We start from the raw sequence: 11,632 nt of genomic DNA, 5'->3' as shown, positions 1-11,632 counted from the left end.
GGCGCTCTCCTTTTATTGCAGGGGGTCAGTTGCCAACCTTACGCAGTCGCGTTTATGTCGATAATCCCCTAGGATCAGGAATCATCCTTCCAAAATTTGATAGGGCGCCATGAATCGTCTTGAGTCGATGTCGGTGTTTATTGCGGTGGTAGACGCGGGCAGCTTGTCGGCGGCGGCCCGCCATTTGGGTATGCCACTGGCCACTGTCAGCCGCAAAGTGGCGGAGTTGGAAACTTACCTGAGCACACGCCTGCTGCACCGCACTACGCGGCAACTGTTGTTGACTGACGCAGGTGCCTCCTACCTCGCGGCGTGCCGACAGATTCTGGAAGACATCGGCGAAGCCGAACGCGCCGCGACCGGCGAGTATGCGGTGCCCAAAGGTGAGCTGGTGGTGACGGCGCCCATCGTATTTGGGCGCTTGCACATCGTGCCGGTGGTGGCGGAATTTCTCGCGCAGTACCCCGAGATCAACATCAACTTGATGCTGACCGACCGCGTGGTGCATTTGATGGAAGAGCAGTGCGACGTAGCCGTGCGCATTGGTGACCTGCCCGACAGCTCGTTCAAGGCGACGCAGGTGGGCATGGTGCGGCGAGTGGTGTGTGCCAGTCCCCAGTATCTGGACACCCATGGTGTACCGGCGGCACCACAGGATTTGACCACGCACAGCTGCATCACTTTCGAAGTACTGGCCTCGGTGGGCGCATGGGTGTTTGGCGCGGGTAAATCGGAGCAGACCGTGCCGGTGCATTCACGGCTGTCGGTCAACACGGCGGAAGCTGCGATTGCAGCGGCAGCGCTTGGGGTTGGGGTGATTCGGGTGTTGTCGTATCAGGTGGCTGATGCGGTACAAAAAGGTGATTTGCAGGTGGTGCTGCAACCCTATGAATCAGCGGCATTGCCCATTAGTTTGGTACACAAAGGGCAGGCGCCGTTGCCGTTAAAGGTGCGCGCGTTTCTGGACTTCGTCACACCACGATTACGCCTGCGGGAAGCAAATATCCCCTGATATACACGGACTAAATGTATGCGGGCTTGCTCGCGAAAGCGGTGGGTCAGCCACCCGTTGAATCAGCTGATATTCCGCATTCGCGAGCAAGCCCGCTCCCACAAGGGATCTCCTTAGCCATCAGGCCACGGGACACTCCCGGTTCAGCGCTTGATCTACCAACAACTGCGCAATCTCAATCATCTGCACCACCGCCAATACCTGTTTGCGGCCTGAGCCATCCAGGTGCTCGGCACAGTCGTACGCACACACAGTCGCCGATTCCAGCATCTCGCTGGCATTGCTTAAGGCAACTTCAGTGTTGAGGCCGGGACGGACGGTGAAGATAATGTCGGGTGGGGTTTGTGATGTGTCATCCAAAGAGGATGGCGGGGGATTCGGGGTAGCCTTTTTCATGCAGTAAATCTCCATTCAATTAGAGCTCGCCACATCCGCGACCAAGCAGAAGGGTGGCGAGCTGTACGCAGGTTGGTCGACCAGGGAATGGAAACCCGGCAGGGCCGGAGCCCTCCCACGCACAGCTCGCCATAACGCGAACACAATAATGCCGCTTGCGCGGCACTGTGCGCCATTCTAACCCGGGCGACCAAGCCCGATCGCTGATAAGCAGCGACTGCGAGAGGCTAACGGTGCGTTATAGCAACTGCAAGCCACATAGATCGTAGGAAAAGTCGCGGAAGTACCAAGAGTTTGTTATCTGTATTCCCCCGTTCACTTTCAACGAGAAGGACCTCATGGATCTCTATGTCGTACGCCATGGCGAAACCTGGGCCAACGCCGAGCATCGTTACCTCGGCGCGCTCGACCCGGAATTAACCGAGCGGGGCAGGGAGCAGGCTGCGTCTCTCAGCAAGAAACTGCCCAGCGGCATTGAGGTGTTAATCGTCTCTCCGCGCGTGCGAGCCCAGCAAACCGCGCAAATTCTTAACGGTGAGTTGAATCTTGAGCCATTAACAATGGGCGACTTTCGCGAGCGCGACGTCGGCGTGTTCGAAGGGCTGACGCAGGCTGAGGTGAGGGCAATGCACCCACAGCTTTGGGCGCAGAACATCACGCGCCAATGGGCCGTTGGGCCAGCGGGCGGTGAGTCGATTGCAGATGTGGTTGCCCGTGTACATCGAGGTTTGGTGGAGCTGGCAGCCCTCTATGCTGCGCGTGTTGTGTTGCTGGTCGCTCATGGCTTTGTGGCGAAGGTGATTCGCGCTCTAGCCAGAGGAGACTTTTCGGACTTCTTCAACTGGCAGCTTTCGAATGGAGAGATGCTGGTTTTGGACGATTTCAACGTCATGGCGTTTCCAGCGACTGCACCGATCTAACCGCTACGTACAACTCTGTGGCGAGCGGGCTTGCCCCGCGTTGGGCTGCGAAGCGGCCCCAAAACCTGGCGGCGAACGCGGTCATTTTATTGGGGCTGCTGCGCAACCCAACGCAGGGCAAGCCTGCTCGCCATAACGTCATTCCATACAGGTTTTGGGCGTGATGCGGAGAGTTCCAGCCCCGGCCATCTCGCTGCTCAGCGCGGGTTCTTTATTCGCCGTGAACACCAGCGGGTAACGGTCGCTCTTGGCCAGTGCGGCATTCACCTGTGCCATGAACGTCTCTTCACTTTTGGCATAGAAAATCCACTGCACCTGCTGGTCAGCCGTCACCGTGCACACAAACTTGGCAAGCCCTTGCGCCTCCACGGCCGGCACGACCTGCTGGCGCATCTGGCCCATCCTGTAGACGTCGCCCGGTACGGGCACGGGGAAAGGTGAGTCGAATTTCCAGGTGATTCTGATCTTGTAAGGCAACGCCTGTTTTTCAGTGACCGAGATCGAGCGTTCGCCCTGGTAGTTCAGGACCTTGGGGGTTTCCGGGAAGTCGGCTGCCTGATAACCGTCCGGGCCCGGATCGGCCAAGGGTTGTCGGCCAGGAGTCTTGTCGAGCACGGCGAGGACGTCTTTTAGCATTTTCGCTTTCTGCGCTTGCTGGTCGGCCGTGCAGTTCTCGAATGCCGCGCTCCCTGCAGGCCCTTTATCCAGGCAGTGATCGCGTACAGCCACCGGCCGTGGTTGAGGGGGAGGGGTGGCGCAGCCAGCGACGAGCAGGCTGGCCAGCGCCAGCCCGCAGAGTCGGTGATAGGCCAGAGGACGGGTTTTGTCAGTGAACATCCGTGTTTTTCCTTAAATCTGCGGAAGTGCCGTCAAGTAGTGGCTAATTAATGGTGCGGATTGTGCCAGACGGCTTCGCCGCAGGCCACTGGGTAACCCCCTTCAACCTTTCACAAACCTTCATCAACCTGCCGCCCGCCAGTCATGTGCAAGCGACAGCACTGACACCTCCCGCGCCGACTGTCGTTTGAACTCAACTGCGGTCACCCCGCATGGCTGTTCCGGCGGGTCGCACTCGGGTAATGTGGCCGCCGCCGGGCCTCCTGTAGTACAACAAATCCGGCGACAAGCGAAGAGGGTGTTTTGATGGCAAGCAGGTTGATCTATCTCATCGGACCATCGGGTTCGGGCAAGGACAGCCTGTTGGATGCCGCACGCACACGCTTGGCTGAGCGCGGTTGTCGCATTGTGCGTCGTGTGATCACCCGCTCGGCGGAAGCGGTGGGTGAAGCGGCCCAGGGTGTAAGCCCGGAGCAGTTTGCCGCGATGGATGCTGAGGGTGCGTTTGCCCTTAGTTGGCAGGCCAACGGGTTGTCCTATGGCATTCCCAAGGAAATCGACGAGTGGCTGGCGGCGGGGGACGACGTGCTGGTCAATGGCTCCCGCGCGCATCTGGCACAAACCCGTGAGCGTTATCCGACGTTGCTGGTGGTGTTGCTGACCGTTGATCAAGCCGTGCTGCGCCAGCGCTTGATAGCGCGGGGGCGTGAGTCTTTGGTGGATATCGACGCGCGTCTGGCGCGTAATGCGCGGTTTACTGCTGACCTGATTGCGGGCAATGCGTGCGGATTATTCGTGCTGGATAACTCCGGCCCGCTGGAGCATACGGTCGAGCGTTTGTTGTGCTGCCTGGACCACGGGCATTCGGCCTGCGCCTGACGCTGACGTTGCACAAGTGTTCTTATGCTTCTATTCCAAATCGGCTCGCCAACGCTTTACGTCCCTTGGGCGTCAAACCGAGCGCCCGGCTATCCAGGTCCTGAGTCACCCATTCACGGCGGATGGCGCTCTGTAGCAACGCTGCGCCCAACGCGCCGGCCAGGTGCGGGCGGCGCATGCTCCAATCCAGGCACGAGCAGGCAAAACGTCGTCGCTGTGCGGACAGTGCCGCTACATCCACCCCAAGTTCGATCATTACTTTTTCACCGGGTGCTGTGAGCTGGTAAGTGTCGTCGCCAATCAGCCAACCGGATGCGATGAAATGGTCATGCAACTGGACCGCCAAGGTGCCGGCCATGTGGTCGTAGCAGGTGCGTGCGAACTGCAAACGATTAGGCGTGTTCGGCACAAACGCTTTTGCGCTGTTTCGGCTGATCACCATCAGGCCTTCGATCGCCTGGGCTATGTGCGGACCCGCGAGGCTGTAGTAACGATGGCGGCCCTGGGTATGCAACTTGATCAGGCCATCATCCTTGAGCCTGGCCAAGTGGGCGCTGGCGGTGGAAGTACTCACCCCGGCAATCACGGCCATCTCGGTGCTGGTACGCGCGTGACCATCCATCAGCGCGCAGAGCATTTTCGTGCGCGCAGGTTCTGCAATCGCACCGGCGACTTGTGAGAGTGCTGCGTCATCGTCATGGGCGTTCATGTTTCGTTCCTGGGCGAATCATTGTTGTGTCAGGGGGCCGATAGTAGCGCTTCTTTGAGAACAGGACGTCCCGAATGACACCGCTACAAGCCGCTACCCATGTTGATCCCTATGCGTATTACGCAGGCCTGAGGCGCCAGGGCGAGCTAATCTTTGATGCTGATCTTGGCCTCTGGATCGCCAGCCGCGCCAAGGTGGTCGAGTCGGTGCTGGCGCATCCCGATTGTCGCGTACGCCCGTTGCACGAGCCGGTGCCCAAGGCGATTGCGCAGGGCGCGGCAGGGCAGGTTTTTGCGCGATTGATGCGTATGAATGAGGGCTCTGCCCATCGGTGCCCGAGGTCGGTGATCGAGCCAGCGTTGGCCGCAGTGGACGCACACACTGTCGCAGCTGCAGTGGGGCGACTCATCGACGGCGTGGATAAGCTCGACGCGTTGATGTTCACCTTACCCGTCTCGGTGGTTGCGGCTCTGCTGGGGTTCCCGGCAGAGCAGTTAGCCTCTGTCGCCGAGCTCACACGGAGTTTCGTCGCCAGCCTCTCGCCGCTGAGCAGTGAAGCTCAACTGCGTACCGCTGATGCCAGCGCGTCGCAGTTGAGGCAGATGTTCAGCGACGTACTTGAAGAAGCCGTGTTGCTGGCGCACATCCGCAGAGGTGGCTGGGAGAATCCGGAAGTATTGAGTGCCAACCTGATCGGTCTGTTGTCACAGACCTGCGAAGCCACTGCCGGTTTGATTGGCAACACGCTGGTGCTACTCGCTCGGCGGCCTGATCTGGTTGAGCGGATTCTGCGCGCGCCAGCCTTGGCGACTGCGCTGGTAGAAGAAGTGGCGCGTTATGACTCGCCCGTACAAAACACGCGGAGATTCGTGGCAGGGCGCTGCACAATTGGCAACCGTGTCTTGGAGGAAGGGGACACCGTTCTGATAGTGCTGGCGTCCGCCAATCGTGACTCCGAAGCGAATCCGGACCCGGACAGCGTTTTGCTCGAGCGGCGACAGCGGCGAATCTTCAGCTTTGGCGCAGGCATTCATCAATGCCCAGGGCAGAAGATCGCCTTGACCATTGCTTCGCAGGCCGTCCTGGCGTTACTGCGTCGTCAACCGACTGTGTTGGCCAGCGCGTGTCAGTTCAGCTATTGGCCGTCTGTTAATGGGCGCATCCCTTGGTTCCGCAACGAGCCTTTAAGTTATGCAGCCGCGATGCAGACCGGTGGCCGAGACTGACGGTTATCCCGTGTTTTCAACATTCCGCAAAACAACCGTCAGTCAGGCTTCGGCATTTTGTGCTTGAGTAAAGATAACTCTAGGGTTACTTTTATTCAGGCCAAGCCAAGGAGGCTGAGGTGCAAAGCAGGTTATTGATCAAGGAGCTGCAAGAGGCGGGTTGGGTGTTGGATCGGGTCACGGGCAGTCATCACATTTTTACCCATCGTTATAACCCGTACACCATTCCGGTGCCCCATCCCAAGAAGGACCTGCCGCTGGGCACCGTCAGAAGCATCAGGAAACGCGCCGGGCTGTTTCAGTTTTAAGGAGAACATTCATGCAATACCCAATGTGTATCGAATGGGGCGATGACTTCACCGCCACCGGTATTCAGATCCCCGATATCCCAGGCGCAGTCACTGCGGGGGACAGTTTTGAAGAGGCGTACAACGCCGCTGTGGAAGTTGCGCACATCATGTTGCAGGAGATCGCGGCAGAGGGTGGACCGATTCCGATGCCAACGTCGGTGGCGAATCATCACGCTCACGAAGACTACGCCGGGATGGGCTGGGGAATGTTGGAGTTGGACATCTCGCCCTATCTGGGCAAGACCGAGAAGGTCAATGTGACCTTGCCCGGTTATGTCATTCAACGCATCGACCGCTATGTGCGGGAGCACAAGGTCAAAAGCCGCTCGTCATTTCTGGCGGATGCGGCTTTGGAGAAGTTGGTGCGCTCTTAAGGGCGTTCAGGCGGTGGCGACTGTGGCTTCACGCGAAACACTCAAGAACCGCAACAACGCCACCAGCGGGAACGCACTGCCCACCAGCATCACGCCCAGCCAGCCGCCGTGTTCATACACGCTGCTGGCAATCGCCGAGCCGAAGGCGCCGCCGATGAAGATGCTGGTCATGTAGAGCGCATTCAGGCGGCTGCGGCTGTTGGCGTCGAGGGCGTAGATGGCGCGCTGACCGAGGACCATGTTCATCTGCACGCAGAAGTCCAGGACCACGCCGGTCACCGCCAGGCCGATCACGCTGTACAGCGGGTGTATGAAGGCCGGCAGGAAGCTCAGCGCGGCAAACAGCATGGCCAGCAGCGAGGCGCGGTGGGTGTGGCCGGCATCGGCGAGGCGGCCGGCGATAGGCGCGGCGATAGCGCCCAGCGCACCCACCAACGCAAACAGTGCGATCTCGCTTTGGCTCAGGCCGTGATTACGCGCCAGCTCCAAGGGCGCTGCGGTCCAGAACAGGCTGAAGGTGGCGAACATGCAACCTTGGTAAAACGCCCGTTGGCGCAGTATCGGTTGCTGGCGCAGCAGGGTGCCGAGGGATCGCAGCAGTTGGCCGTAGCTGGCGCTGTGGTCAGGTTGGCGCTTGGGAATGGTCATCAGCAGTACCAAGCTGATAAACGCCATTAACGCGGCGGCGGCCATGAACATCGCGCGCCAGCCAAAGTGGTCGGCCACGACGCTGGACACCGGCCGTGCCAACAAGATACCGAGCAACAGGCCACCCATGATGCTGCCGACCACACGGCCACGGGATTCGGCGGGCGCCAGGTGCGCAGCCAATGGGATCAGAATCTGCACTGAGACCGAACTGAAACCGATCAGTAACGACACCAGCAGGAACAGGTTCGGCTGCTCGGTGTACGCCGCGCCCAGCAGGCTAGCGATAGCCACTACGGTGGTAGCGATCATCAGCTTGCGGTTTTCCAGCAGATCACCCAGCGGCACCAGGAAGAACAGGCCCAAGGCATAGCCGATTTGCGTCAGCGACACGATCAGGCTGGCCATCGCCGGGGTAAGGCCAATGTCCGGGGCAATCAGCTCGATGATCGGTTGCGCGTAGTAAATGTTGGCAACGATAGCGCCGCAACAGAACGCAAACAGCATCACCATGCCGCGGGTCATCGTGCTTGGGGCGTGTGGGGTGGCGTTCATGGTGTTCTCATCAAAGCGAAGGAAGATTGCGTGCGAGAGTAGAGACAAGACTCCGCGCGGGGTAGACCGTTGGCAGTGATATCACTCATGCCGGAAATTAATGACTGAAACGTTAACTTTTGAGTCGAACGGCAATGATACATTCAGACCCAACTGCCGAAACAGGAAATCCACCGTCATGAAGATCACGTTGAACAAGATGCTCCTGGCTTCAACCCTCGCCGCGGCCATGGCGATTGGCTTGGCCAATGCCGCTGACGCCCCGCGAGTGGGCGTACGCGGCGCTATCACTGCAATTGATGGCGACGCGATACACGTCAAGGTCAATAGCGGCGAAGACGTCACCGTGCAACTCACCAAGGACACCCAGGTTCGCGCCGTGACCCTGGCCAAGATCGAAGACATCAAGCCTGGCAGCTACATCGGCTCGGCCGCCATGCCGAATGCCGAGGGCAGCCTCACCGCGCTTGAAGTCCATGTGTTTCCACCGGCCATGGCCGGTACGGGCGACGGGCACCGCGCGTTCGATTTGAAGGAAGGTAGCAGCATGACCAACGGCACCGTCGGCGACCTGGTGGTCAGCAAAGGGCGCACCTTGACCGTCAAGTACAAAGGCGGCGAGCAGAAGATTGTGGTGCCGGATGATGTGCCGATCGTCAACCTGGAGCCGGGGGATCGCAGCTTGCTCAAGGTGGGGACGAAGGTGGTGTTGTTTGCCGCGAAGGGGGAGGACGGGACTATTACTGCTCAAGCTATCTCAGCTGGCAAGGATGGCGTAACACCGCCGATGTAGCGGCCAAACATCGACTCAAATATGGGAGGGAGCAAGCGCCCTCCCATATGTTTGACCGCACTTATTCGGTTACAGCGGCTTACTGCCCGCTGTAGATCTGATCAAAAATCCCACCATCATTGAAGTGGGTTTTCTGCACGGTACGCCAATCACCAAAGGTCTTCTCAACCGACAAGAACTCGACTTTCGGGAAGCGGTCGGTGTACTTGGCCAGCACCTTCGGATCACGCGGACGCAGGTAGTTGTTGGCAGCGATTTCCTGACCTTCCGGCGACCACAGGTATTTCAGATAATCCTCGGCCGCGGCGCGGGTGCCTTTCTTCTCGACGACTTTGTCGACCACCGACACGGGTGGCTCAGCTTCGGCGGAGACGCTTGGGTAGATCACTTCGAACTGATCACGGCCGAATTCACGGGCGATCATTTCCGCTTCGTTCTCAAAGGTCACCAGCACGTCGCCGATCTGGTTGGTCATGAAGGTCGTGGTCGCTGCACGGCCGCCGGTGTCCAGCACAGGCGCTTGCTTGAACAGCTTGCCGACAAAGGCCTTGGCCTTGTTTTCGTCGCCGCCGTTTTTGAGCACGTAGCCCCATGCCGACAGGTAGGTGTAACGGCCGTTACCCGAGGTTTTCGGGTTCGGCACGATGACTTGCACGCCATCTTTGAGCAGGTCCGGCCAGTCTTTCAGGGCTTTAGGGTTGCCTTTGCGCACGATAAATACCGTGGCGGAGGTGAACGGCGCGCTGTTGTTCGGCAAGCGGGTGACCCAGTTGTCCGGCACCAGTTTGCCGTTGTCCGCCAGGGCGTTGATGTCGGTGGCCATGTTCATGGTGATCACGTCAGCCGGCAGGCCGTCGATGACCGAGCGCGCTTGTTTGCTGGAACCACCGAAGGACATTTGCAAGGTCAACTTGTCGTTCGGGTGCTCGGCTTCCCAGTGCTTCTGGAAGGCGGCGTTGTAGTCCTTGTAGAAGTCGCGCATCACGTCGTAGGAGACGTTGAGCAGGGTGACCGGTGCAGCCTGGACGGCGCCGGCCAGGGCCAGGCCGGCGGCCAGGAGAGAGGCGCTAACGAGTTTTTTCACTGCTCATTCCTTGTTGTTCGAGAAGGTTATTGGTTGAGTGGGGGCAATTTGCCATCGACTATAGCGGGCGCCGCATAGACGTTTAAAGATTAAAACGCTCTTTGCTTATTCCATTCTTTTGAAAAGATTATTGCCACAACGCGAGCAAAACGCCGCATTGGGCTCATGGCTGTCTTTCTTGCACACCGGGCAATCGTGTTGCAGCTGTTCACCGCGCATGGCATTCGCCAGTTCCGCCGTGAAAATCCCGGTAGGCACCGCGATGATCGAATAACCGGTGATCATTACCAGCGACGAGATCACTTGGCCCAGTGGCGTCTTCGGCACGATATCGCCGAAGCCCACGGTGGTCAGGGTCACGATTGCCCAGTAAATGCCTTTGGGAATACTGGTAAACCCGTGCTCCGGCCCCTCGATCACGTACATCAGGGTGCCGAACACTGTCACCAGCGTGCAGACGCTCAGCAGGAACACCACGATCTTCTGTTTGCTGCCCCGCAGCGCCGCCATCAGGTAGTTGGCCTGTTTGAGGTACGGCCCCAGCTTGAGCACGCGGAAGATCCGCAGCATCCGGATAATCCGGATAATTAGCAGGTATTGGGCGTCGCTGTAATACAGCGCGAGGATGCCGGGCACGATAGCCAGCAAGTCCACCAACCCATAAAAGCTGAACGCATAGCGCAACGGCTTGGGCGAGCAGTACAGCCGCAGCCCGTACTCGATGGCGAAGATGATGGTGAAGCCCCACTCGATGTAGGCCAGCAGGTCGGCGTAGTTGTCGTGCACCTCCTGGATGCTGTCGAGGATCACAATCACCAGGCTGGCGAGGATGATCAGCAGCAGGGTGCTATCGAAGCGTCGGCCAGCCACGGTGTCACTCTGGAACACCATTACATACAGCCGTTGACGCCAGTTGTTGCTGTCCATGGAAATCGCCTGAATCGAATATCGAGCAAGCCTAGGGGGATTCGAACGGGCTGTCCACGCGGGGTTTAAACATCCGTTGGCTGGCGCGTGCCAGCCAGCAGGCGAGGATAAACGGCGCGGTCAGCGCGGGCAGGTGCAGGGCGGCGAAACCTGGCGTGAGGATGATTGCCAGGCCGATGCCGAGCAGCGGCAACCAGGATTGGCGACGCGTTTGGCTCAATGCCAGCGCAGCCAGCGCCGGGTTATAGCTGTGCAGGCCGAGGAGGGCGCTGGCGGGTTCGTCCAGCAGCAGGGCGATCAGCACGCCGATGCTGGCGCCGATCATTGCCCATAAGGCCGCGCGACGGTTGGCCAGCAGCAGACCCAGTGCAATCAAAGTGCCGGCCAAGGGGCGGTCCAGCAACATGACTTGCGCGAGGCCGGTAAAGGGGGCAGCCAAGACGGACAACGTGTCGGGCTCGGTCACGACAAGCGTGCTGTCCGGGGCAGTACCCAGCAGCAACCAGCCGAGGCCGACGAAAGGCGTGGTATAGGCAGGCAAATCATTCGGTTGAGTCGCGTGTTTGAGCCATTGCCGTGTGAGGATCGCGCTCAAGCCACCGCACGCCAGAATCAGCGGCGGCAACAAGGCCGACCAGGCGAAGTGTTGGCTGATCAACAAGCCCAGCAGCACACCGTTGTAGCTATAAAGACCGGCCTGGCGCTCCGCCTTTGGATAACCCCGGCGCTGGGCCGTGAGCAAACCCGCGACGCCACCCAATAACGCGCCACCGAGCAAAGCCGGGGCGCCGATCAGGATGGCCAGCAGGCACAGCAGGCCACACAACGGTTGGCGCTGGAGGAAGATCTGGCTGAAGCCGTTGAGCAGGGCTTCGGCCCAGTCGGGGCAGGTCTGGTTGTGCATTTTGGTTGAGTCAATGAG

14 protein-coding genes are annotated in these 11,632 nt (G+C 59.5%); 7 read left to right on the top strand and 7 right to left on the bottom strand.

All coding sequences use genetic code 11. The features are described 5' to 3' along the window. Positions 1–109 precede the first annotated feature (109 nt). Positions 110–1,012: a LysR family transcriptional regulator gene (locus BFL40_RS32030; RefSeq protein WP_071487704.1), complete on the top strand. Its 903-nt coding sequence runs from the start codon at positions 110–112 to the stop codon at positions 1,010–1,012. A 120-nt stretch (positions 1,013–1,132) separates the two neighbouring features. Here BFL40_RS32030 and BFL40_RS32025 read toward each other — a convergent pair whose 3' ends face one another. Next, positions 1,133–1,408: a DUF6124 family protein gene (locus BFL40_RS32025; RefSeq protein ID WP_071487703.1), complete on the bottom strand. Its 276-nt coding sequence runs from the start codon at positions 1,406–1,408 to the stop codon at positions 1,133–1,135. Between the two features lie 338 nt (positions 1,409–1,746). Here BFL40_RS32025 and BFL40_RS32020 point away from each other — a divergent pair, with 338 nt between their 5' ends. After that, positions 1,747–2,328, top strand: coding sequence for a histidine phosphatase family protein (locus BFL40_RS32020; protein ID WP_071487702.1), 582 nt, complete (start codon positions 1,747–1,749; stop codon positions 2,326–2,328). Between the two features lie 138 nt (positions 2,329–2,466). On the opposite strand, the gene BFL40_RS32015 is transcribed toward BFL40_RS32020, so the two are convergent. Continuing rightward, complete coding sequence (locus BFL40_RS32015; protein ID WP_071487701.1) at positions 2,467–3,165, bottom strand: DUF695 domain-containing protein; 699 nt, start codon at positions 3,163–3,165, stop codon at positions 2,467–2,469. 306 nt (positions 3,166–3,471) lie between these two features. On the opposite strand from BFL40_RS32015, the gene phnN reads away from it, so the two are divergent. After that, positions 3,472–4,044: a phosphonate metabolism protein/1,5-bisphosphokinase (PRPP-forming) PhnN gene (gene phnN, locus BFL40_RS32010; RefSeq protein WP_071487700.1), complete on the top strand. Its 573-nt coding sequence runs from the start codon at positions 3,472–3,474 to the stop codon at positions 4,042–4,044. A 22-nt stretch (positions 4,045–4,066) separates the two neighbouring features. Here the strand turns inward: phnN and BFL40_RS32005 are convergent, their stop codons facing one another. Continuing rightward, positions 4,067–4,753 (bottom strand): ArsR/SmtB family transcription factor, encoded by a 687-nt coding sequence (locus BFL40_RS32005; protein WP_071487699.1) that lies wholly within the window; start codon positions 4,751–4,753, stop codon positions 4,067–4,069. Positions 4,754–4,827: 74 nt separating this feature from the next. On the opposite strand from BFL40_RS32005, the gene BFL40_RS32000 reads away from it, so the two are divergent. The 3 genes from BFL40_RS32000 to BFL40_RS31990 all read left to right on the top strand — a co-directional run bounded on the left by BFL40_RS32000 (position 4,828) and on the right by BFL40_RS31990 (position 6,703). Beyond that, the gene (locus BFL40_RS32000) at positions 4,828–5,979 is read left to right on the top strand and encodes a cytochrome P450 (RefSeq protein WP_071487698.1); all 1,152 of its coding nucleotides are present in this window, start codon (positions 4,828–4,830) and stop codon (positions 5,977–5,979) included. A 119-nt stretch (positions 5,980–6,098) separates the two neighbouring features. Further along, positions 6,099–6,287 carry a type II toxin-antitoxin system HicA family toxin gene (locus BFL40_RS31995; protein WP_065901605.1) on the top strand — a complete coding sequence of 63 codons (189 nt, stop codon included), beginning with the start codon at positions 6,099–6,101 and terminating at the stop codon, positions 6,285–6,287. 11 nt (positions 6,288–6,298) lie between these two features. Then, a complete protein-coding gene (locus tag BFL40_RS31990; RefSeq protein ID WP_071487697.1) occupies positions 6,299–6,703 on the top strand; it encodes a type II toxin-antitoxin system HicB family antitoxin in 405 nt (134 codons plus the stop codon). 6 nt (positions 6,704–6,709) lie between these two features. Here BFL40_RS31990 and BFL40_RS31985 read toward each other — a convergent pair whose 3' ends face one another. Next, on the bottom strand, positions 6,710–7,906 hold the full coding sequence (locus BFL40_RS31985) for an MFS transporter (RefSeq protein WP_071487696.1): 1,197 nt from the start codon (positions 7,904–7,906) through the stop codon (positions 6,710–6,712). A gap of 178 nt (positions 7,907–8,084) precedes the next feature. On the opposite strand from BFL40_RS31985, the gene BFL40_RS31980 reads away from it, so the two are divergent. Further along, positions 8,085–8,699, top strand: coding sequence for a DUF5666 domain-containing protein (locus BFL40_RS31980; protein ID WP_071487695.1), 615 nt, complete (start codon positions 8,085–8,087; stop codon positions 8,697–8,699). Between the two features lie 79 nt (positions 8,700–8,778). Here the strand turns inward: BFL40_RS31980 and BFL40_RS31975 are convergent, their stop codons facing one another. The 3 genes from BFL40_RS31975 to BFL40_RS31965 all read right to left on the bottom strand — a co-directional run bounded on the left by BFL40_RS31975 (position 8,779) and on the right by BFL40_RS31965 (position 11,614). Next, complete coding sequence (locus BFL40_RS31975) at positions 8,779–9,783, bottom strand: sulfate ABC transporter substrate-binding protein (protein ID WP_071487694.1); 1,005 nt, start codon at positions 9,781–9,783, stop codon at positions 8,779–8,781. 105 nt (positions 9,784–9,888) lie between these two features. Continuing rightward, the gene (locus BFL40_RS31970) at positions 9,889–10,710 is read right to left on the bottom strand and encodes an ion transporter (RefSeq protein ID WP_071487693.1); all 822 of its coding nucleotides are present in this window, start codon (positions 10,708–10,710) and stop codon (positions 9,889–9,891) included. Positions 10,711–10,741: 31 nt separating this feature from the next. Next, on the bottom strand, positions 10,742–11,614 hold the full coding sequence (locus tag BFL40_RS31965) for an urea transporter (protein WP_071487692.1): 873 nt from the start codon (positions 11,612–11,614) through the stop codon (positions 10,742–10,744). Between the last annotated feature and the right edge of the window lie 18 nt (positions 11,615–11,632).

The sequence above is a fragment of the Pseudomonas costantinii genome, from assembly GCF_001870435.1.
GTDB classification, from domain to species: Bacteria; Pseudomonadota; Gammaproteobacteria; order Pseudomonadales; family Pseudomonadaceae; genus Aquipseudomonas; species Aquipseudomonas costantinii.
Note: the sequence above shows the minus strand (reverse complement) of the source record. Positions and strands in the feature narration are given on the sequence as shown.

Excerpts from the sequence above, each read along its gene's own strand:
- BFL40_RS32030 (WP_071487704.1), top strand. The coding sequence starts at position 110 with ATGAATCGTCTTGAGTCGATGTCGGTGTTTATTGCGGTGGTAGACGCG.
- BFL40_RS32025 (WP_071487703.1), bottom strand. The coding sequence starts at position 1,408 with ATGAAAAAGGCTACCCCGAATCCCCCGCCATCCTCTTTGGATGACACA.
- BFL40_RS32020 (WP_071487702.1), top strand. The coding sequence starts at position 1,747 with ATGGATCTCTATGTCGTACGCCATGGCGAAACCTGGGCCAACGCCGAG.
- BFL40_RS32015 (WP_071487701.1), bottom strand. The coding sequence starts at position 3,165 with ATGTTCACTGACAAAACCCGTCCTCTGGCCTATCACCGACTCTGCGGG.
- phnN (WP_071487700.1), top strand. The coding sequence starts at position 3,472 with ATGGCAAGCAGGTTGATCTATCTCATCGGACCATCGGGTTCGGGCAAG.
- BFL40_RS32005 (WP_071487699.1), bottom strand. The coding sequence starts at position 4,753 with ATGAACGCCCATGACGATGACGCAGCACTCTCACAAGTCGCCGGTGCG.
- BFL40_RS32000 (WP_071487698.1), top strand. The coding sequence starts at position 4,828 with ATGACACCGCTACAAGCCGCTACCCATGTTGATCCCTATGCGTATTAC.
- BFL40_RS31990 (WP_071487697.1), top strand. The coding sequence starts at position 6,299 with ATGCAATACCCAATGTGTATCGAATGGGGCGATGACTTCACCGCCACC.
- BFL40_RS31985 (WP_071487696.1), bottom strand. The coding sequence starts at position 7,906 with ATGAACGCCACCCCACACGCCCCAAGCACGATGACCCGCGGCATGGTG.
- BFL40_RS31980 (WP_071487695.1), top strand. The coding sequence starts at position 8,085 with ATGAAGATCACGTTGAACAAGATGCTCCTGGCTTCAACCCTCGCCGCG.
- BFL40_RS31970 (WP_071487693.1), bottom strand. The coding sequence starts at position 10,710 with ATGGACAGCAACAACTGGCGTCAACGGCTGTATGTAATGGTGTTCCAG.
- BFL40_RS31965 (WP_071487692.1), bottom strand. The coding sequence starts at position 11,614 with ATGCACAACCAGACCTGCCCCGACTGGGCCGAAGCCCTGCTCAACGGC.